Source organism: Pseudomonas californiensis (assembly GCF_021147775.1).
Taxonomy (GTDB): domain Bacteria; phylum Pseudomonadota; class Gammaproteobacteria; order Pseudomonadales; family Pseudomonadaceae; genus Aquipseudomonas; species Aquipseudomonas californiensis.
Genome location: NZ_JAGTPK010000034.1, coordinates 1 through 20,994 on the forward strand (window position 1 = coordinate 1; position 20,994 = coordinate 20,994).

Here is a 20,994-nt window from a genome sequence, read left to right on the forward strand (position 1 = left end):
AGATCAAGATCAAAGGCAAAGGTGATAAACGGATCAGCGTCAGGACGAAGGAATCCGCCGCAGGCGGACCCAACCGGAGCCTGGGGCTTTGCCCACTTTAGCCCCATCAAAGTGGGTCGCCGAGGGGCGAAAAGGTGACCTGAGTCGAGCGCATAGACCACTGAACCCACAGTTCAGGAAATTGATCCACTCATACATCTGCCCGAAACACTCAACTCCCTTGCAACGGCTTGGCATCCTGAAAGAAATAATCCTTCCACGACGCCGGCTTGTTCTTGATTGCCCCGACCCGAAACAAAAACTCCGCCAACGGATAGGTATTTTTCGGCGTAATCGTGAACTGGAACTCCGGCTGATCAATCACCTTCAACAACTCCGCCCGGTCAATCTTCGACTTGGTCACCCGAATATACGTATCCGCCGCCGCCCCAATGTCCTTGCTGACAAACGCCTCAGCCTCGGTCAGTGCTTCGATGAACGCCTTGTAGGTCTTCGGGTTCTCGTTACGGAATTTCTCCGTGGCGAACAATACCGTTGGCGAGTTCGGGCCCAGCAGGTCGTAAGTGTTCAGCACCACGTGCACATTAGGGTTACGCAGCTCTTGCTCTTGATAAGGCGGGTTGGAGAAGTGACCTGTCAGCTCGGTGCCGCCCGCGATCAGGCTGGCGGCGGCGTCAGGGTGCGGCAGGCTGAGGGTGTACTTGTCGAGCCGTGCGTATTCCTTGTCGCCCCACAACTTTGCGCTGGCATATTGCAGGTAACGCGATTGTACCGAAACGCCCACGGCGGGCACCGCGATGCGGTCTTTTTCGGTGAAGTCGGCGATGGTCTTGACGTTGGGATTGTTGCTCACTAGGTAATAGGGAAAGTTGCCCAGTGAGGCGACGGCTTTGACGTTTTGTTTGCCGTGGGTGCGATCCCAGATGGTCAGCAGCGGGCCGACGCCAGCACCGGCGATGTCGATGGAGCCTGACAGCAGCGCGTCATTGACCGCAGAACCGCCAGACAGTTGGGTCCAGTCGACTTTGATATCCAGACCGTCCTCTTTGCCGTGCTTTTCGATCAGTTGTTGATCGCGCACGACGTTGAGCAACAGGTACACGATGCCGAACTGCTCGGCGATACGAATTTCACCTTCTGCCTGCGCCGTGGCGGGGGCGATCAGCGTGCTGGTCAACAATGCAGCGCTAAGTCCGAGGGAAGCCGTCAGGCGGCTGAGGCGAGGCAGAAATAAAGTGGGCTTTGGCATGTGATGCTCCTTGAAAACCGCAGGTCTGGCTTGAGCATATCGCTATAAAAAATATTATTTAAATAACCTTAATGCATAACCATAGCGCCATTACACAGGCGTCTCAGGCCAGTGAAAACTGCCTGTCCCACAGAGGCGAGACATCCACGCGCTCGCGCAGCACGCCCGCATCAAAAAACACGTCGGCGACTTCCTGTTGAGAGGCGATGGCTTGATCGTCGATGGCCCGCAGTTTCCAGGGCTGGCTGCGGTTTTCGACCATGTCGACGAACACGGCCTTGTCGACGCCAAGCAATCTGGCGGATTTCTCTGCCCATTCCGTGGGGTGGGTATTGATCCATTCAAAGGTTTGGCGCTGACGTGCAAGGTAATCGGTGATGGCCTGACGACGCAGTGGGTCATCCAGCGCGGCAGGGCGCGCCGCCAGCAGATAATTGCCGGACAGATAACCCAGCGCCGTTTTCAGCACGCGGGCACCACTGCGGAATTTGGCGAGCTGAATGAACGTGCCATAGGTCACCCAGGCATCCAACTGACCGCTCTGAAAAGCGGTGAAACCGTCCTGTGGGGTCAATGCAATGGCGTTTACGTCAGCCATCGTCAGGCCTTGCTCCTTGAGCGCCTTGATTAAAAAATAGTGTGCAGTGGTGGCCTTGACGTAGCCGACACGCTTGCCACGCAAGTCGGTGATGGATTCAGCGCGTGACTCCCTTGGCACCAGAAAGACCTGGTTGTTGACGTCGCCCTCCAACACAGCGACAAGCCTGGGCTGGCGGTGGCTCTGTATGGAAAAAATGGGCGGGATCTCGCTCATCGAACCCAGATCGATACTGCCCGAGGCGAGCGCTTCGACAATCAGGTTGCCACCGGGAAATTCTGAAAACCTCACCTGATAGGGCCGATGTTCGTTCCCGGCATTTTCGTTGAAGTTGGCGTCGTCGCCACGATAAGTCGCAACTTCCAGCGTCACGTCGGCGAGCGACGACGCCTGAGCGAACAGATGCGGTGTGAACCCCAGCGTCGCTGCGCTCAGGGTTGCCGCGCTGGCGGCCAGAAAGCTGCGCCGATTCAACTGTCCTTTGTGTCGCAGAATGTTCATGGCGGTCATGTCCTTTGAAAGTGGCAGCCCGAGTAGGGGTGGCTCGCTGGGTGGGAGTCTCCGGGTGAACGCAAATGTAAGCATAACGATGAGTTTGATTATTCTACTTTTTTATAATTAGCTTATAAGAAAATGTGCTTTTTAAATGCTTTCTTATGCGCCTAGTCTTGCTGGATCGATGACTGATCATTCAGGAGCAGGACCATGAGCAATGTCAGCACTTTGCCCGTTTCACCCGGTGCGTCCGGCGCTGGAGATATCAGGGCTCGAGTATCGCCCGAGGAATGGGAGGTACGGGTCAAACTGGCTGCTGCCTATCGACTGGCCGCGCTGAAACGCTGGACCGACCACATCTACACGCACTTTTCGGCGCGCGTGCCGGGCCCGAACGAACATTTTCTGATCAACGCCTTCGGCCTGCTGTTCGACGAGATCACCGCATCCAATCTGGTCAAGGTCGATATTGACGGCACGATTGTCGATGACCCGACTGGACTGGGCATCAATTACGCCGGGTACGTGATTCACAGTGCGATCCATGCTGCGCGCCACGACCTTCAGGCCGTGCTGCATACCCATACGCGTGACGGTATTGCGGTGTCCGCGCAGAAAGATGGCCTGCTGCCGATCTCCCAGCATGCCATCGCTTTTTCCGGCCGCGTGGCTTATCACGGCTATGAAGGTATCGCGCTGGATCTGGATGAGCGCGAGCGTCTGGTCGCGGATCTGGGGGACAAGAGCGTGATGATTCTGCGTAACCACGGCTTGCTGACCGGCGGGGTCAGCGTCGAGCACGCTTTCCAGCAATTACATGCTCTGGAATACGCTTGCAACATTCAAATTGCGGCGCAATCGGCTGGCAACGCCGAGCTGGTGTTTCCGCCCGCTGAAGTCATCGCCAGGGTGGAAGAGCAGGCCAGGGTCATCAAGGACGGACATGGTCCAGGCGTGGCGCGACACTGGAATGCGTTGATTCGCGAACTGGAACGCAGCGGTACTGATTACCAGGACTGATTCGATTGTCACAAGGATGCTATTTCATGGGTTTTACTCGCTGGATCAAAGGTCGCGCCTTCATTTGGCTGGCGCTTGGCGTGCTGGCCGGATGCGGCAACGACGACAACCGCCAGAGCAGGCAGTCGGCCGTTGGCGAGTCGGTTGACTGGTCGAAGGTGAAGCTGGTCCTCGGTGATCAGGCGAAAGGGTTGCGCACCGTTGTCGAGGCGTCCAAGGCGTTTGATGGCCTGCCTTATCAGGTTGAGTGGGCCAACTTCCAAGGCGCCGCGCCGCTGTTCGAGGCCTTGCGCGCGGGTGCTGTTGACCTGGCGCCGGCCGGTGACACGCCGGTGCTCGCAGCCGCAACGGGCGGTGCTCCATTGCGGATCGTCGCCGTACGACGCAGCCAGTCACGAGGGATCGCGATCCTGGTGCCCAAGGATTCTCCGATTCACACCGTTGCCGATCTCAAGGGCCGCAATGTGGTGATTTCCTCCGCACGCGGCAGCATTTCTCAGTACTTGTTGATTCGTGCGTTGGCCGATGCGGGTGTTTCGGAAGCCGACGTCAATATCGGTTTCGTGATGCCGACCGATGCGTTACCGGCATTCAATGCCGGCAAGATCGAGGCTTGGGCAACGTTCGGCGTGTACCAGGCGTTTGCTGAAGAGCAGGGCGCTCGGGTGTTGCTCAGTGGCGAGGGCATCAATACCGGACTGACGTTTATCACGGCGTCCGACGAGGTTCTGACTGATCCGGTCAGGCGCGAAGCGCTCAACGATGTACTCAAGCGTCTGGCCAGGGCCTTTGACTGGGCGCGCAACAACACCGCCCAATACGCCGAAGTGTTCGCCCGTGTGAACGACATCCCGCTGCCTGTCTCGCGGCGTTTGCAGAGCTGGGGTCAGGAAGCGCTGGAACCGGTGGAAGCGCGCGACGTTCAGGCTTTGCAGCGCGTGGATGACCTGTTCGTCACCAAGAAGATTTTCCCCCACGCGGTCAAGGTGGCGGATCTGGTCGATACGCAGGCGTTCACAACCAACCCTGACATCACCGCACGTTGAGCGCACGCCGGTGATGCGAGGCCGAGTGTGTTGGTGTAGTGTGCGCACCCAAAACAAGGGGCGTACACATGCAAGACCTGCTGAACGAAATCCTCGATGAAGTACGGCCTCTGATCGGTCAGGGCAAAGTGGCCGATTACATTCCGGCACTGGGGGAGGTTCGGCCCGATCAACTGGGCATCGCGGTTTATGGCAACGACGGGCAGATGTTCAGGGCCGGTGATGCCGACACACGGTTCTCGATCCAGAGCATTTCCAAGGTCTTCAGTCTGGTGCAGGCCATCGGACATTCCGGCGAAGACATCTGGCAGCGACTCGGCCACGAGCCTTCCGGCCAGCCCTTCAATTCACTTGTTCAGCTTGAGTTCGAGCGTGGTCGGCCGCGCAACCCGTTTATTAATGCGGGTGCGCTGGTGATCTGCGACATCAATCAGGCACGCTTTGCAGCTCCGTCGCTGTCGATGCGCGATTTTGTGCGGCGGCTGTGCGGCAACCCTTCTATCACTTCCGATTCCAGGGTCGCCGAATCCGAGTACCAGCATCGCTCACGCAATGCAGCGGCGGCTTATCTGATGAAGTCGTTCGATAACTTTCAAGGTGATGTCGAGGATGTGCTACGCAGCTATTTCCATCATTGTGCGTTGAGCATGAGCTGTGTCGATCTGGCGCGCGCTTTCGGCTTTCTGGCCAATCAGGGTTTCTGCACCCACAGCGGCGAGCAGATTCTGAGCGCGCGTCAAGCCACTCAGCTCAATTCGATCATGGCCACCAGCGGTCTGTACGACGAGGCAGGCAATTTTGCCTATCGCGTGGGCCTGCCCGGTAAAAGTGGCGTGGGCGGTGGCATTGTTGCGGTCGTGCCAGAGCGCTTTTCTGTCTGTGTGTGGTCTCCGGAGTTGAACGCAGCCGGCAATTCGCTTGTCGGAATGGCTGCGCTGGAAAAGCTCAGCGCCCGGATTGACTGGTTCGTGTTCTGAAGCTGAAGGTGTTGGAGTCATGGATTGAATCGTCGGTTTTACACATCACTCATGATGAGCGTCGCGTTGGTGGTCCTGGCCGGCTGTGGCACTCAGCGTCCGCAGGAACCCGAGCTCACACCTGAGCAGGCACGTTCGAAAATTCTGCGTCTGCTGCCCGCGAGCACCGATGACCGCAAAGGCTGGTCCAGTGACATCTACACGGCGTTCGCCGCGCAGAAAATTCCTTTGACCACCGAAAATGTCTGTTCAGTGCTGGCAGTCACCGAGCAGGAGTCGACCTTTCAAGTGGACCCTGCCGTGCCGAACATGGGCCGGATAGCCCGCGGAGAAATCGACCGCCGCGCTGCACGCCTGCACATTCCCGGCGCGTTGATTGCCGCTGCGTTGCGCGTGCGCTCGCCGGATGGCAAGACCTATGGCAAACGACTGGACTCGGCCCGGACTGAAAAAGAACTGAGTGCCATTTTCGATGATTTCATCGGTGTGGTGCCCCTGGGGCAGACCCTGTTCGGTAATTTCAATCCGGTGAAAACCGGCGGTCCGATGCAAGTCAGCATCGCCTTTGCCGAGAAAAACGCTGAGGACTACCCCTACACGGTCGACGGTACCGTGCGCCGGGAAGTGTTTACCCGCCGAGGCGGAATGTACTTTGGCATTGCTCATTTGTTGGGCTATCCGGTCAGTTACACCGAGTCGCTGTACCGGTTTGCAGACTTCAACGCCGGTTGGTACGCCAGCCGTAACGCTGCCTTTCAGGCGGCCGTGAGCCGTGCGACGGGCATAGAGCTGGCGCTGGATGGTGACCTTATCCGCTACGACTCGACATCGCCTGGTTCTACAGAGCTTGCGGTGCGTACGCTGGGAGACCGCCTGGGCATGAACAAGTCGCAGATCTGGAGTCAGCTCAAACAAGGCGATACTTTTGACTTTGAAAAAACCGATCTGTACCGCAAGGTTTTTGCGCTCGCCGATCAGGCAGCCGGCAAGCCATTACCCCGGGCGATCCTGCCGGGTATCACCCTGAAAAGCCCCAAGATTACTCGCACGCTGACCACGGCCTGGTTCGCCGAGCGGGTCGACGACCGCCGTGAGCGATGCGTGCAGCGCGCTCCGGCGGGGATTTGATGCAGCACGATGGCTTCAACGACAAAGCTGGACGGTCATTGGGTCAGGCTCACCGTCAAAGAAACCGTCCAGTACGTCCTGGAACGCTGCGTTGCCGGGGGCAACGAGGGCAAACAGCGTCATGCTCGAGTGCAGCTTCAAATCATCTGGTGAACCGAATATGTCCCTTGCTGACCGGTCTGCCCGCGACGCAACGAGGGTTGCGCAGTGTTCGAGGCGTGGCCCCAGAACCGGGTGTTGCAGGTAGGCCCTGGCTTCGTCAAGACCGCTGATGGCGTAACGTTGGGCCATGTCGCTGCGCCCAAGGCCGCTTATCTGCGGAAAGACGAACCACATCCAGTGGCTGCGTTTCTTCCCGGCTTGAAGTTCGGCTTCTACCTGCTGGAGTACGGGTTGCTGGGCCTCGACAAAGCGCTGCAGGTCGTACACATCGCGCATGATGATTCTCCTGTCGTGTGCAGTTGTTTTTCACGTTTTAACCAGCCCTGATCGCTGGATTTATGAGGGTCGCCCTGTACAGGGCCTGTGTTGTCTCCAGAGTCTTTGTCTATGCCTGCTTACAAGCGTTTCATCTCTTTCATGCAACAGGCCTTTCGCGCCATGCAACTGGTCTGGACCACGTCGCGAGTCTTGTCAATCGGACTCGTACTGGCCACCCTGGTGGCAGGCCTTTTGCCTGCGCTCGCCGCGTGGCTGGGTCAGCGTATTGTGGATGCGGTGGTGGCCGGCATGCAGCTGCACGCCAGCACCGGTGAGGCTCCGCTATGGCCAGTGTTGCGCTACGTGTTGCTGGAGGCGGGTGTGCTGGCACTGCTGGCCGGTGCTCAGCGGGCGCTGTCCGTGCAGCAAGCCCTGTTGCGTGTGCAGTTGGGGCAGAAGGTCAACACGCTGATCCTGGAAAAGGCCCAGACCCTGTCGCTGCTCCAGTTCGAGGATTCGGAGTTTTACGACAAGCTGGTGCGAGTCAGGCGCGAGGCCTCGACCCGACCGCTGGCGCTGGTCACCAAGTCGCTGGGGCTGCTGCAAAACCTCATTTCGTTGATCAGCTTTGCGGTGTTGCTGGTGCACTTTTCACCGTGGGCCCTGTTGATTCTGGTGCTGGGCGCATTGCCGGTGTTCTTCGCCGAGGCGCATTTTTCTGGAGATGCGTTCCGGCTGTTTACGCGTCGAGCCCCGGAAACCCGTCGGCAGAACTACATCGAAACGCTGCTCTCGCACGAGGGCTACATCAAGGAGGTGAAGCTGTTCGGCTTCGCGCCGTTACTGCTCAAGCGTTATCGCGAAACGTTCGAGCGCCTGTACGCGGAAGACCGGCGTCTCACCCTGCGGCGCGACGGCTGGGGGTTTTTGCTGGGGTTGCTGGGCACTGCCGCGTTTTACGTGGCGTATGCCTGGGTGGTGGTCGATGCGGTGCACGGGCGGATCACACTGGGCCAGATGACCATGTACCTGGTGCTGTTCAAGCAAGGGCAGTCAGCGGTAAGCAGCAGTCTCAGCGCAATCAGCGGTCTTTATGAGGATGGACTGTATCTGGCCGATTTGTACATCTACCTTGGCCAACCCGTCACACCGCCGACCGGCAGCCTGACTCAAGGCGCATTGCCGGGTGACGGTCTGCGCTTCGAGAACGTGAGCTTTCAGTATCCGGGCACCAGCCGCCCGGCGCTGGAAAATATCGACCTGCACCTGGCGCCGGGTCGCAGCGTGGCGCTGGTGGGCGAGAACGGTTCCGGCAAGACCACACTGATCAAGCTGCTGACGCGGCTTTACAAGCCTGATGAGGGGCGGATTCTGCTCGACGGCAGCGATTTGCAGGCGTGGGAAGAAGTCGCGTTGCGCACCCGGATCGGCGTGATCTTCCAGGACTTCATTCGCTACCAGTTCATGGTCGGCGAGAACCTCGGAGTGGGTGATACCGACGCCTTTCATGATGAAGTGCGCTGGCGAGAAGCCGCCGCGCAAGGCATGGCCGCACAGTTCATCGAGCAGCTCGACAAGGGTTACGCCACGCAATTGGGCCGCTGGTTTGCCGGTGGTCAGGAGCTGTCGGGCGGGCAGTGGCAAAAGATCGCATTGTCACGTGCGTACATGCGCCGCGATGCAGACATCCTTATTCTGGATGAACCAACCGCCGCGTTGGACGCTGGTGCAGAGGCTGCGGTGTTCGATCATTTTCGCGAGTACGCCAAGGGCCGCATGACGCTCTTGATTTCTCACCGCTTCTCCAGCGTGCGTAATGCCGAGCATATCGTGGTGCTTGAACAGGGAAGGGTGCTGGAACGCGGTGATCACGCGAGTCTGATCGCCGCAGGCGGTCGTTATGCAGCACTGTTTGCGCTGCAGGCCCAAGGCTATCGCTAGATGAAGACCGTCTCCACGACCGATAAAAACCTTGCAGTAGGTCAAGGGTCGGCGTTTTATAGAAGGTCTTTTGCCAGGCGCCGGAGCGCGCTCGTTTTCTTTTGAATCCAACGGAGTCATCAATGCAATTTCGTTCATTGGGCAAGACCGACCTTTCGGTCAGCGCCATCACACTGGGCACCATGACCTGGGGCGAGCAAAACACGCAGGACGAAGCTTTCGAGCAGATCCGCATGGCCAAACAGGCCGGAGTCAACTTCCTCGACACCGCCGAGATGTATCCAGTACCGCCGCGCGGCGAGACGTACACCAAAACCGAAAGCATCATTGGCGAGTATTTCAAGAAGTACGGTGATCGCAGTGACTGGGTCCTGGCCAGCAAGGTTGCGGGCCCTGGCCGCATGGAGCACATCCGTGATGGCAATCCACGCCTGGATCGCCACAACATCACCGCTGCTCTGGACGCCAGCCTCAAACGCCTGAATACCGATTACCTCGACCTGTATCAACTGCACTGGCCGGATCGCAAGGCCAACTTCTTCGGCGTGCTGGGTTACACCCACGATCCGGACGATGTGGCGGTCGAGATCGAAGAAACCCTGTCGGTGCTGGGCGACCTGGTCAAGGCAGGTAAAATCCGTCATTTCGGGCTGTCCAACGAAACACCGTGGGGGACCCAGCGTTTTCTGCACCTGGCCGAGAAGCTTGATCTGCCCCGTGCCGTCTCGATCCAGAACCCCTATAACCTGCTCAACCGTACCTTCGAGGTCGGCCTGGCGGAAATAGCGATTCGTGAACAGATCGGCCTGCTGGCCTATTCCCCACTGGCGTTTGGCGTGCTGGCTGGCAAGTACCTGGACGGCGCTCGCCCGGCAGACGGTCGTCTGACCCTGTTTGAGCGCTTCCAGCGCTACAACAGTCCGCAGGCGGTCAGCGCCACGGCTCAATACGTGGCACTTGCACGCGAGCACGGCCTTGATCCCTCGCAGATGGCTTTGGCTTACGTCACCAGCCGTCCGTTCGTGACCAGCAACATCATCGGTGCTACCCGACTGGATCAGCTGGAAATCAACCTGGCGAGTATCGACGTCACCCTGTCCGACGAAGTCATTGCCGGTATCGAGGCCATTCACATTTCGCAACCCAACCCGGCGCCTTAACCCGGACCTGCACTGAACTAAGTTTCAGCCTCGTCAGTCAGCATCTAAGTTGCCAACCACGAGGCTGAAACCAGATGCATATCTCACTCAAGCAGCAAGTCGCACTCGTCACCGGGGCCAGCTCCGGCCTGGGCGCAGGCGCAGCACGAGCCCTGGCAGATGCCGGGGCTGCCGTGGTGATCAACTACAACTCCAAAGCCGAACCTGCCGAGCAACTGGCGGAGGAAATCCGTGCGGCCGGCGGGCAGGCGCTGGCCATCGGTGCCGATGTGTCCAGCGAAGAGGATGTCGAGCGGATGTTTGCCCAGACTGTCGAGCATTTCGGCGCACTGGACATTCTTGTCGCCAATTCCGGCCTGCAGAAAGACGCAGCCTTCGTCGACATGACACTGGACGACTGGAACAAAGTCATCAACGTCAACCTGACCGGACAGTTCCTGTGTGCACGAGCGGCCCTGCGCCAGTTCATCAAGCAAGGCATGCGCCCCGGCGTTTCGCGGGCGATGGGCAAGATCATTCATATGAGTTCGGTGCATCAGGTCATCCCGTGGGCCGGCCATGTCAATTACGCGGCCTCCAAGGGCGGTGTTGATCTGCTGATGCGCAGCATCGCCCAGGAAGTGGGCGAACAGAAGGTGCGCGTCAACAGCGTTGCCCCAGGCGCCATCCGCACGCCGATCAATGCCGACGCCCGCGCAGGTGACGCTGAAAAAGAGATGCTCAAGCTGATCCCTTATGGCCGCATCGGCGAACCCGAAGACGTGGCCAATGCGGTGGTCTGGCTGGCATCCGATGCATCAGATTATGTTCACGGCACCACGCTGTTCATCGACGGCGGGATGTGCCTCTATCCGGAGTTCCGTGGCAATGGCTGACTTTCCGGAAGAACCGCAAAACCTGATCGAGAACCACGGCATCATCGGCGACATGCGCAGTGCTGCGCTGGTGGCTGATACGGGCAGTATCGACTTTTGCTGCTGGCCGGATTTCGACAGCCCGTCGATCTTCACCGCGCTGCTGGACACCAATGACGCGGGCATCTTCCAGCTGGCGCCAGACCTGCCCGACGCTCGCCGTTTGCAGATCTATCTGCCAGACACCAACGTATTGCAGACCCGCTGGATTTCCGAACAGGCGGTGGTGGAAGTCACTGACCTGATGCCCATCGCCGATGACGAGAACGAACTGCCACGACTGGTGCGCAGGGTCGAGGTGCGCTTTGGTCACGCCAGGGTGCGCATGCGGTGTCGAGTGAGGATGGACTACAGTCGCGCTGATACATCCGCTTACCTGCAAGGCAGCGACGTGTGTTTTCAGGCGCAGGATCAGCCAGGTATGCGCCTGACTTCGACAGTACCTCTGCAAGTCGATGATCACGCCGCTGTGGCTGAATTCGACATGGAGCAAGGCCAGATCATCGAATTCATTCTTGGCGGGGTGGATGATCCTCACGTCGCAGCTGGCAAGTGTTCGCGCTATTACGAAGACACGTTGAAGTTCTGGCGGCGCTGGGCCAGTCAGTCGCTGTACAAGGGGCGCTGGCGGGAAATGGTCATGCGCTCTGCGCTGGCCCTCAAGCTGTTGACGTCCCGCAAACACGGCGGAATCGTGGCGGCGGCCACGTTTGGTTTGCCGGAGACGCCGGGTGGCGAGCGTAATTGGGATTATCGCTACACCTGGATCCGCGACGCGTCCTTCACCGTATACGCGTTCATGCGCCTGGGCTACACCGACGAAGCCAATGCGTTCATGCGCTGGATGCGCGGACGGCTGGATGACTGCTGCGGTCGTACTGAGCGCCTGGGTATTCTGTACGCGCTGGACGGGCATGCGGAGTTGACCGAAACAACGCTCGATCACCTGTCGGGCTACGGAGGCGCCCAGCCGGTGCGCATCGGTAACGACGCGTATCAACAGGTCCAGCTCGATATTTATGGCGAATTGATGGACGCGGTGTACCTCGCCAATAAATACGGCGATGCTATATCCCATGACGGCTGGAAGCATGTGGTCCGTCAGGTGGACTATGTGTGCGAGCACTGGGACGACCGTGACGTGGGTATCTGGGAAATGCGCGGCGGCGATCAGCATTTTCTGCATTCGCGCCTGATGTGCTGGGTGGCGCTGGACCGTGGACTGCGCCTGGCGTTCAAACGCTCCCTGTCGGGGCCGTTCGAACGCTGGACCAGGGTTCGACAGGAAATACATGACGATATCTGGGAAAACTTCTGGGACGACGAACTGGGCCACTTCGTGCAATACAAGGGCAGCCGAAATCTGGATGCGTCGATGCTATTGATGCCTTTGGTGCGCTTCGTGGGGGCCAGTGATCCCAAGTGGCTGGCGACCCTGGAAGCCATTGAGCGCACGCTGGTACGTGATGGCATGGTGTTCCGCTATCGCAATGACGATGACCATGACGACGGCCTGGCAGGCGAAGAAGGCGCTTTTGTCGCGTGTTCGTTCTGGTATGTCGAGTGCCTGGCGCGTGCCGGGCGCATCGAGCAGGCGCATCTGGAGTTCGGGCAGTTGCTGCGTTATGCCAATCCCCTCGGGTTATACGCTGAGGAATTCGATCCGCATGCTCATCACCTGGGCAATACGCCTCAGGCATTGAGCCATCTGGCGCTGATCAGCGCGGCCAGTTTCCTGGACCGCAAGCTGAGCGGCGAACAGGCGCTCTGGCAGCCCTGATCGAAGGCCCGGACGGAGGCTGCCTGCTCGGGGCACGCTTCCTGTTCGTCGCTGCGGTGTCCATCCGGATTCTTCCCGGTCATTGGCCGTCTATGCTTGTCGTTACTCCATCCACTCTGTGGTCGACCGTTAACGTCAGAGGAGTTGTGCGAGGGACAGAACGTATTCCTTTCTCTGTTGACGCGCATCGGGTGTGACTGGTTTCTTGATACAGATCATTGCGCGTTGTAATGCTGGCTGACACTCGTCGTTGCAGTCCGGCCATTGTTTTGCAATGCGCTCCATTGATACAGCGCTGCCAATTTCACGCAGGATGAATGGTGTGCGGTGTGTGCAGCACCAAAGATCTCGTCAGCTGTTTGATGTCACTGTTTCATTCAACACTCTGCGTTTCCCTGGATAGTGTTTTCTTCATGCTGTAGGTCGTCGTTAGTGCAGGGGCATTGTTTCAATGCGCTCTGATTTTACAGAGGATGTCTCTGTTCGCAGTCAGGGCCGACCGGCGAATGTGCCGAAAATGTTTTTCCGCAGTGGCATACAGGGCAGTCATAATGACGCCTTTTTTGCCGTTGTTCTGGAGTCTTAATGACCCATTCTCTGTTGCTTGAGCTGATCCCGCTGATGGCCGATCTTTCCCGGGAACTGCCGGACGAAGAACGCTATCGGCGGTTGCTGCGTTCGCTGCGCCAACTGCTGCCCTGTGATGCGGCAGCGTTGCTGAGGCTTGACGATGAGGTACTGATTCCGCTGGCGGTTGACGGGCTGAGTCCTGACACGCTGGGACGACGGTTTCGGATCAAAGAGCATCCGCGCTTCAAGGTCCTGCTGGAAAGTACCGGCCCGGTGCGGTTTTCGGTCGATTGCGACCTGCCCGATCCTTACGACGGTCTTGTCGATGGTCACGGGCAGCTTGAAGTGCACGATTGCCTGGGGTGCGCGCTGTACGTTCAGGGTCGCCCATGGGGGCTTATCACCCTTGATTCGCTTGACCCGTCGAACTTCGGCAGTGTCGACCTCGACAAACTGCAGGCATTTGCCAGTCTGGCGGCTGCGACCGTAATGGCCACCGAACGCATGAACCAACTGGCGCGAGGCTTCGATGATCAGCGTCAATTGGCAGAAGTCTACAAGCGCGCTGCTGGCGGGCGGGCACCGAGGGAGTTGATCGGCCAGAGCGCCATACTCAAGCGCATGCAGCAGGAAATCGAGCTGGTCGGCAATAGCCCACTGACCGTGTTGGTCATGGGTGAAACCGGCACAGGCAAGGAACTGGTGGCTGAGTCCATTCATCTGCATTCGCCCAGGGCCCACAAGCCGCTGATCAGCCTGAACTGCGCCGCGCTGCCCGAGATGCTGGTGGAAAGCGAGCTGTTCGGCCATGTGAAGGGCGCTTTTTCTGGCGCAGTCAATGGCCGCAGCGGCAAATTCGATCTGGCCGATGGCGGTACGTTGTTTCTTGACGAAGTCGGTGAGCTGCCGCTGTCGGTGCAATCCAAGCTGTTGCGCGTGCTGCAAAGCGGGCAGTTGCAGCGTGTTGGCTCGGATCAGGAGCATCGGGTGGACGTGCGTATTATCGCAGCGACCAACCGTGATCTTGCTGAGGAGGTGCGCTCTGGCAGGTTTCGCGCCGACCTTTACCACCGGTTGAGCGTATACCCGTTACAGGTGCCGGCCTTGCGCGAGCGCGAGCGCGAGCGCGACGTATTGTTGCTGGCGGGTTATTTCCTTGAGGAAAATCGACTTCGCATGGGCTTGCGCGGACTGAGCTTGAACACCTCCGCACAGAAGAAGCTGCTGAACCACAGCTGGCCGGGCAACGTGCGAGAGCTTGAGCATCTGATCAGTCGAGCGGTGCTCAAGGCGCTGTCGGCGCATGTGCAAAGACCGAGCATTTTGACCATTGATGCGCCTGCGCTCGGGTTGGATGAACCCATGCACAATATTTTGCAGACTGAGCCTGAAGCAGACCAAGCGCCGTTGCTGCACAGCGACGGGTTGAAGGCTTCTGTGGATGCCTACCAGCGCGCGTTGATCGTTGCTTCACTCGAACGGCATGAGCATCGCTGGGTAGCAGTAGCAAATGAGTTGGCGGTGGATCGCGCCAATCTCAATCGTCTGGCCAAACGTTTGGGTATTCGTTAGTGGCGCAGGTGAGTTATACACGTTTGTCGCCGTTGATCAAAAAAGACTGAATTTTTTTGCAGTGCCTGGGGTCAGGTATTATTCAAGCCACTATTGAAAAAGAGGTTCAGGCTTTAATGGCACTGCCTAAACACTACCGAATTGATTATTTATTAAACGGTTCGTTCAAAAGCTTTTATATACGAACTGAACATATGGACAGCGTGGAAGCGTGGCACTTTGCAAGTGTTGATGCAGGCCTTGCGCGTATACCAAAATACCGACTGGAGAAAGTACCTCGTGTGTCCAAGCCGTATGCAGAACACTTCGGCGTGACCAATGTAGAGTGGGCCCAGGCCTGATATCCGGGCCTGAGCTACTTCCTGTGGTCCGTCTCATCGGTGAGCGATGTTTTCAAGCGCCAGATTGCGTGTGCGGGGACCGAATCGGCCAATGGTGATGATCACGATCAGCATGCTGCTGACGATAAACGCCAGCACACCCGGCGTACCGAAATGGTCCAGAAATATCCCGATCAGCAGGCTGCTGAACACCGTCGACAGTCGGCTGAACGAGTAGCAGAAGCCCACTGCGCGCGCGCGAATATTGGTTGGGAACAGCTCTCCCTGATAGGAGTGATAGCTGAAACTCAGCCAGGCGTTACAGAACGTGATCATGACGCCACAGGTAATCAATCCTGCGGCGCTTGTCTGAAACGCGAACAGCGTCCCGAAGATCATCGATCCCAGAGCGGACCCGACGATCTGCCATTTGTTTTCGAACCGATTGGCGAACTTCACAAACAAAAGCGGGCCCAGCGGATAGGCCAGCGTGATGACAAATGCATACGCGAGGCTGTGCGTTACGCTCACGCCTTGCCCCGACAGCAATGCGGGTAACCAGTTGCCGAAGCCGAAGAAGCCGATGGCCTGGAAGACGTGAAAAATGATCAGCATCAGAGCGCGGCGACGGTAGGGTGGTTGCCAGATATCGGCAAAACGACCGTTGCCGCTGACCGTCACCTTTTCTGGCTCCGGTTCCTCAAGCGCTTTGCCGTGATCCTTCAGGCAGCGCGCCTCGATACCGTCCATGATCCGCTCTGCCTCATCAAAGCGACCCTGTTGGGCGAGCCATCGCGGCGATTCGGGCAGCGCTGAGCGCAGCCACCAGATGAACAGCGCAAACACTGCGCTGCTGATCACCACCCAGCGCCAGCCAGAGATGCCAAACGGCGCCTGAGGCACCAGCCACCAGGACATCAGCGCAACGCTGGGCACCGACAGAAACTGAATGAAGAACGCGAAGGCGAAAGCTGAACTGCGCATGCGCTTGGGCACCAGTTCCGACAGGTAGGCGTCAATGGTTACCAGTTCCACACCCAGACCGATACCCACCAGAAAGCGCATGGCGATCACGCCGGTTGCAGAGGTCTGCAAGCCCATGAGGACTGTCGCCACGGTGTACCAGATCAACGCGAAGGTGAAAATGGCACGTCGACCGAACCGGTCGGCTATCGGGCTGAGCAGGCTTGCGCCGAAGAACAGTCCGAGAAAAGTCGCCGACGCGAATGCTGCCTGATCCGAGAAGCCGAACAGGCCCTGAGTACCTGTGGCGAAGATGCCATCCCGCACCAGACCGGGGCTGATGTAGGCAGTCTGGAACAGATCGTAGAGCTCGAAAAAACCACCAATGGATAGCAGGGCAACCAGCCGCCAGATCGTCGCAACAGCGGGGAGCCGGTCTATGCGGGCGGAAATGAACGCCGCGCGAAGCGGTCCATCGAGCGGAGTACTGGCCAGAGGGGAGGAGTTCATGGAATGCAATCCAGAGCTGTGAGGGATTGCCATGTTACGCGTTTTACATTTTGTAATGATTGTTGAATGCTGCGCATTTTTGAGCGTAACGGGCTAATTGTTGCGTCTCTGGATCAAATACTGAGGATAAGCGCTGAAATAATGGCCTTAGGCCGCATCCCGGCAGAGGGCGTCGCCGCGGTTATTGGTCCGTCCGGTCAGCGAGAAATTTGCATCAGATACCTGCATGACATCGCCAATCACTAGGATGTATCCGAATGTGTCTCAATTCTTTAGCATAGTCGTTTTGATTTCCTCAGCCTGGTGCCCGTGACGTACAAACTCCCTACCACCGCAACTGCGCCTTTTTGTCCGTCTGCGGCCAGCGACAGCGTTGCCATCCCGCCCAATGCGTCGTTATTGCGCAAGATGATGCTGTTTGTGGGGCCAGGCTTGCTGGTCTCGATCGGCTACATGGACCCAGGCAACTGGGCGACCGCCATTGAGGCGGGGTCGCGCTTGGGCTATTCGCTGCTGTTCGTGGTGGTGCTCGCCAGTTTGTCCGGGATGGTGTTGCAAAACCTCTGTTCGCGGCTGGGCATTGCGACAGGCAGGGATCTGGCGCAGCTTTCTGCTGCCCGCTACAGCCGCAACGTGGCCAAAGGGCAATGGGTGCTGGCAGAACTATCGATCGTCGCCACCGATCTGGCCGAGGTATTGGGTGCTGCGCTGGCGTTTCACCTGCTGCTGGGCGTTTCGATCACTACCGGGGTTGCGCTGACCGCGTTTGACACGTTGATTGTGCTGGCTTTGCAGGGCGCCAATTTCCGGCGTCTCGAAGCCATCGTGCTGGGCCTTATCGCAACCATCGCCACCTGTTTCGCCATCGAATTGATACTGATCAAACCGTTCTGGCCCGATGTAGCGGCGGGCTTGCGGCCCAGTTGGGATGTGCTGAGCAGCCAGGAGCCGTTGTACCTGGCGATCGGTATTCTGGGTGCCACTGTCATGCCGCATAACCTCTACCTTCATTCTTCCGTGGTGCAGACGCGGGTCAATGGCACCGACGTCGCCAGCAAAGCCAGCGCAATTCGCTATGCGCGGCTGGACACCATTGGCTCGTTGAGCCTGGCGCTGTTGATCAATGCCGCGATTCTGATTCTGGCTGCTGCCGCTTTTCACAAGACCGGTCACACCGACGTGGTGGAAATTCAGGACGCCTATCACTTGCTGGACCCACTGGTCGGCGGGGCACTTGCCAGCGTGCTGTTTGGCGTCGCCCTGCTGGCGGCAGGACAGAGTTCGACGTTCACCGGGACCATTGCCGGTCAGGTGGTGCTTGAAGGCTTTTTGCAGGCGAAAATCCCGTGCTGGCAACGACGGCTTATCACGCGTGCGTTGGCATTGATCCCGGCACTCATCGGCGTGGTCTGGCTGGGCGACAGCTCGGTCGGCAAAATGCTGGTGCTGAGTCAGGTTGTGCTGAGCCTGCAATTGCCGTTCGCGCTATGGCCCCTGATCCGCTTCACCAGTGACCGTCAACTGATGGGGCCGTTCGTCAATTCTCGCGTGGTGAGTCTTGCCGCGTGGGGGTTGTTCGGGCTCATCTCGACCGCCAATGTCACGTTGTTGTGGTTCTGGATAAGCTGAACTCCTGGCTCGCACGACGACTCTTAAACCTGACGCTTCTGTCAGCCGTGAGGGAACTCGGACATGACTACGATTCAGACCCATAACAACAATAAGGGGCAGGTATTCGAGACGGATTTACCTGCGCGTCTGGACCGCTTGCCCTGGGGGCGTTTTCACACTTTGCTGGTGGTCGCACTCGGTATCACATGGCTGCTCGACGGCCTTGAAGTCACCCTGGCAGGCTCGGTGGCCGGTGCACTGAAGGCCAGCCCATCGTTGAACCTGACCAACAGCGATATCGGTCTTGCGGGCGCAGCCTATATTGCCGGTGCTGTCCTCGGCGCGCTGTTTTTCGGCTGGCTGACTGACCGCCTGGGCCGCCGCAAACTGTTTTTCATCACCCTGGCGCTGTACATCTGCGCCACTGCAGCCACGGCATTTTCGTTCAGCGTCTGGAGCTTCATGCTGTTCCGGTTTCTCACCGGCATGGGCATCGGCGGCGAATATACGGCCATCAACTCGACTATCCAGGAGTTCACGCCAGCCCGGTACAGGGGTTGGGTGGACCTGACCATCAACGGTACGTTCTGGCTGGGCGCAGCATTGGGTGCTGCAGGCTCGATTGTCCTGCTCGACCCGCAGTGGCTCGGCGCGGAGCTGGGTTGGCGTTTGTGTTTCGGCATCGGCGCTGCGCTTGGGCTGTTGATTCTGCTGATGCGCCTCTGGCTGCCTGAAAGCCCGCGCTGGCTTTTGATCCACGGGCAGTCTGCAGAGGCCGAGAAAATTGTCGGCGACATTGAATCGACCCTCCAGCGCCAAGGGCACGTTCTGGCCGCGGTGGAAGGCAAACCGTTACGGTTGCATGCACGGGACCACACGCCACTGGGTGAAATCGTGCGTACCCTGTTCGTTACTTTTCGCCAGCGCTCGCTGGTCGGTTTGACGCTGCTCACTGCGCAGGCATTTTTCTACAACGCGATCTTTTTTACCTACGCCCTGGTGCTTACCGACTTCTATGATGTGCCTGCCGAGCGGGTCGGTTGGTATGTCCTGCCGCTGGCGCTGGGCAACTTCTGCGGTCCTTTATTGCTGGGGCGCTTGTTCGATGTAGTAGGACGCAGAGTGATGATCAGCCTCACCTATGGTGTATCGGGGGTGCTGCTGGCGATCAGCGGCTATCTGTTTCAGCAAGGGTTGCTGGACGTTACGCAGCAGGCGATCGCCTGGATGGTGATTTTCTTCTTCGCGTCGGCAGCGGCCAGTTCCGCTTATCTGACCGTGGCGGAAACCTTCCCGCTGGAGATTCGTGCGCTGGCCATCGCAGTGTTCTATGCGTTTGGCACCGGCTTGGGAGGCATTATTGGCCCGACGTTGTTTGGTGAGCTGATTGAAACGCAGAATCGCAGCAATGTGCTGATCGGCTACCTGATCGGCGCGGCGTTGATGTTGCTGGCGTCTGCAGTTCAGGCCATCTGGGGCGCGGCAGCTGAACGCAAATCGTTGGAGGAGGTGGCGCGGCCGTTGTCTCAGGCCGCGGACGACTGAGGATTGAATACTCCGCGCAGGTCCTGAACCGAGGCCCTCAGTCCTTGAATCTGCTCGCTGACGTCCTGCGCATCATTTGCGCGGGAGTGGCGTTCGAGATAGGCGAGGTGGCCGACCATGTCACGTGTTACCCTTTCAAGGTCATCGGCGGTGCGTTGCACGTATGCCTGAATGTCTTTCAATTGTTCGATCTGCACGGAAGATTCCCAAATAGGTCGCATCCGAGCGCACTGAATGAAAGATGTTCATGAATCAGTCATGAGTCTATCGACACTGATGGCATTTTGCTTAAGAGCATTTGGAAAATAAATACCCTTTGTCGCCTAGGATCCTAGTCATGGTCGTTGTCGTCGTTGTCGTCGGGGTTGGTGTAGGAGTCCAACAACTCCGCAAGGGCCAGGGTTCGCTCAAGGCCACGCAGGCGCGTCATGATGTCGGCCACTGCCTGGGTTGCAGCAATGCGCGCTGCTTCGCGTTCGGCGTCAGTGTTATTGGGCGTCGCGTCCTGCGCGGCTTCAATAATCGACTGCTCAAAGGTGTTCATGAGGCTCGCTCTTGGGGTCTGGTACGTTTGTCACCGAGCATAACGTATTGTTCCGGGAGCCATCAGTCGCCTTCGTAGGGAAAGTTCTGCAAGGTCTCGACCAGCAGGTTGTCCTGAGGGCCCTGCAGGTTGTCCAGCACCCAGCAACTGTTGGCGTTTTTTGCCAGCAGCAAGCGTGAGGTCTGGGTCATGGGCGCCTGCTGGGGCGCATCCTTGTAACCCAGCACATAGGTCATCTCGACCACGGCCTGCTTGTCTGACGTCGACACCAGCTTCCATTCGATGGGCTTTTGCACATCGCCGTCCTGGGCGTCAGTCCACGGGTTGGCGTCGATGGCACACTGATCGCCTCCAGGCCCCTGGCAGGTCCAGTCTCGCTTGAGCAGCGTCAACAGTGGTTTGGACAGATACTCCGCGCTGCCCTTGCCATTGACGTAGAAGTCCTGATGCTTTTCGTAGATCCATCGCGCGGAGTCTACCGGTGTGGCAGCGGGACAGGCGGCGTGCGCGGTGGATGACAGCAGGCAGGCAACAGCGAAGGCGAGGGGTTTGGACATGGAGCAGGACTCGTAGGAAGTGGCTGTAAAGATTACAAGACAGTGACAGCGCATTTGTAAAGCAAGCGGTCAAA

At 58.5% G+C, this 20,994-nt stretch carries 19 protein-coding genes; 12 read left to right on the forward strand and 7 right to left on the reverse strand.

Features of this window, described 5'->3' with window-relative positions; all coding sequences use genetic code 11:
- Window positions 1-211 precede the first annotated feature (211 nt).
- Window positions 212-1,249: an ABC transporter substrate-binding protein gene (locus KDX37_RS23490; protein WP_231655412.1), complete on the reverse strand. Its 1,038-nt coding sequence runs from the start codon at window positions 1,247-1,249 to the stop codon at window positions 212-214.
- 103 nt (window positions 1,250-1,352) lie between these two features.
- The gene (locus KDX37_RS23495) at window positions 1,353-2,348 is read right to left on the reverse strand and encodes an ABC transporter substrate-binding protein (RefSeq protein ID WP_231655413.1); all 996 of its coding nucleotides are present in this window, start codon (window positions 2,346-2,348) and stop codon (window positions 1,353-1,355) included.
- A 204-nt stretch (window positions 2,349-2,552) separates the two neighbouring features.
- Between KDX37_RS23495 and KDX37_RS23500 the strand changes: the two genes are divergently transcribed.
- From KDX37_RS23500 to KDX37_RS23515, 4 genes are all read left to right on the forward strand, one after another.
- On the forward strand, window positions 2,553-3,362 hold the full coding sequence (locus KDX37_RS23500; protein WP_231655414.1) for a class II aldolase/adducin family protein: 810 nt from the start codon (window positions 2,553-2,555) through the stop codon (window positions 3,360-3,362).
- Window positions 3,363-3,388: 26 nt separating this feature from the next.
- Window positions 3,389-4,408, forward strand: coding sequence for an ABC transporter substrate-binding protein (locus KDX37_RS23505; protein ID WP_231655415.1), 1,020 nt, complete (start codon window positions 3,389-3,391; stop codon window positions 4,406-4,408).
- A 68-nt stretch (window positions 4,409-4,476) separates the two neighbouring features.
- Window positions 4,477-5,385 (forward strand): glutaminase B, encoded by a 909-nt coding sequence (gene glsB, locus KDX37_RS23510; RefSeq protein ID WP_231655416.1) that lies wholly within the window; start codon window positions 4,477-4,479, stop codon window positions 5,383-5,385.
- Window positions 5,386-5,436: 51 nt separating this feature from the next.
- The gene (locus KDX37_RS23515; RefSeq protein ID WP_231655461.1) at window positions 5,437-6,513 is read left to right on the forward strand and encodes a DUF1615 domain-containing protein; all 1,077 of its coding nucleotides are present in this window, start codon (window positions 5,437-5,439) and stop codon (window positions 6,511-6,513) included.
- A 15-nt stretch (window positions 6,514-6,528) separates the two neighbouring features.
- Here the strand turns inward: KDX37_RS23515 and KDX37_RS23520 are convergent, their stop codons facing one another.
- Entirely contained in the window at window positions 6,529-6,951 is a 423-nt protein-coding gene (locus KDX37_RS23520; RefSeq protein ID WP_231655417.1) for a DUF1810 domain-containing protein, read from the reverse strand.
- Window positions 6,952-7,062: 111 nt separating this feature from the next.
- On the opposite strand from KDX37_RS23520, the gene KDX37_RS23525 reads away from it, so the two are divergent.
- The 6 genes from KDX37_RS23525 (at window position 7,063) to KDX37_RS23550 (ending at window position 15,211) form a co-directional block, all read left to right on the forward strand.
- On the forward strand, window positions 7,063-8,874 hold the full coding sequence (locus KDX37_RS23525) for an ABC transporter ATP-binding protein (RefSeq protein ID WP_231655418.1): 1,812 nt from the start codon (window positions 7,063-7,065) through the stop codon (window positions 8,872-8,874).
- Between the two features lie 122 nt (window positions 8,875-8,996).
- The gene (locus tag KDX37_RS23530; protein WP_231655419.1) at window positions 8,997-10,034 is read left to right on the forward strand and encodes an NADP(H)-dependent aldo-keto reductase; all 1,038 of its coding nucleotides are present in this window, start codon (window positions 8,997-8,999) and stop codon (window positions 10,032-10,034) included.
- A 74-nt stretch (window positions 10,035-10,108) separates the two neighbouring features.
- Window positions 10,109-10,909 carry an SDR family oxidoreductase gene (locus KDX37_RS23535; RefSeq protein ID WP_231655420.1) on the forward strand — a complete coding sequence of 267 codons (801 nt, stop codon included), beginning with the start codon at window positions 10,109-10,111 and terminating at the stop codon, window positions 10,907-10,909.
- Window positions 10,902-12,728 (forward strand): glycoside hydrolase family 15 protein, encoded by a 1,827-nt coding sequence (locus KDX37_RS23540; RefSeq protein WP_231655421.1) that lies wholly within the window; start codon window positions 10,902-10,904, stop codon window positions 12,726-12,728. Before KDX37_RS23535 ends, KDX37_RS23540 begins: the two co-directional genes overlap by 8 nt.
- Before the next feature lie 585 nt (window positions 12,729-13,313).
- Window positions 13,314-14,870: a nitric oxide reductase transcriptional regulator NorR gene (gene norR / locus KDX37_RS23545; RefSeq protein WP_231655422.1), complete on the forward strand. Its 1,557-nt coding sequence runs from the start codon at window positions 13,314-13,316 to the stop codon at window positions 14,868-14,870.
- Between the two features lie 116 nt (window positions 14,871-14,986).
- A complete protein-coding gene (locus tag KDX37_RS23550) occupies window positions 14,987-15,211 on the forward strand; it encodes a DUF6555 family protein (RefSeq protein WP_231655462.1) in 225 nt (74 codons plus the stop codon).
- 33 nt (window positions 15,212-15,244) lie between these two features.
- Here KDX37_RS23550 and KDX37_RS23555 read toward each other — a convergent pair whose 3' ends face one another.
- On the reverse strand, window positions 15,245-16,663 hold the full coding sequence (locus KDX37_RS23555; protein ID WP_231655423.1) for an MFS transporter: 1,419 nt from the start codon (window positions 16,661-16,663) through the stop codon (window positions 15,245-15,247).
- Window positions 16,664-16,972: 309 nt separating this feature from the next.
- On the opposite strand from KDX37_RS23555, the gene KDX37_RS23560 reads away from it, so the two are divergent.
- Entirely contained in the window at window positions 16,973-18,292 is a 1,320-nt protein-coding gene (locus KDX37_RS23560; protein ID WP_319941713.1) for an Nramp family divalent metal transporter, read from the forward strand.
- 63 nt (window positions 18,293-18,355) lie between these two features.
- A complete protein-coding gene (locus KDX37_RS23565; RefSeq protein WP_231655424.1) occupies window positions 18,356-19,819 on the forward strand; it encodes an MFS transporter in 1,464 nt (487 codons plus the stop codon).
- On the opposite strand, the gene KDX37_RS23570 is transcribed toward KDX37_RS23565, so the two are convergent.
- From KDX37_RS23570 to KDX37_RS23580, 3 genes are all read right to left on the reverse strand, one after another.
- Window positions 19,801-20,016, reverse strand: a complete 216-nt coding sequence (locus tag KDX37_RS23570; RefSeq protein ID WP_231655425.1) for a hypothetical protein — start codon at window positions 20,014-20,016, stop codon at window positions 19,801-19,803. The two genes, KDX37_RS23565 and KDX37_RS23570, sit on opposite strands and share 19 nt — an antisense overlap.
- 134 nt (window positions 20,017-20,150) lie before the next feature.
- Window positions 20,151-20,363 (reverse strand): hypothetical protein, encoded by a 213-nt coding sequence (locus KDX37_RS23575; RefSeq protein ID WP_231655426.1) that lies wholly within the window; start codon window positions 20,361-20,363, stop codon window positions 20,151-20,153.
- A 62-nt stretch (window positions 20,364-20,425) separates the two neighbouring features.
- On the reverse strand, window positions 20,426-20,920 hold the full coding sequence (locus KDX37_RS23580; protein WP_231655427.1) for a DUF3828 domain-containing protein: 495 nt from the start codon (window positions 20,918-20,920) through the stop codon (window positions 20,426-20,428).
- Window positions 20,921-20,994: the final 74 nt, after the last annotated feature.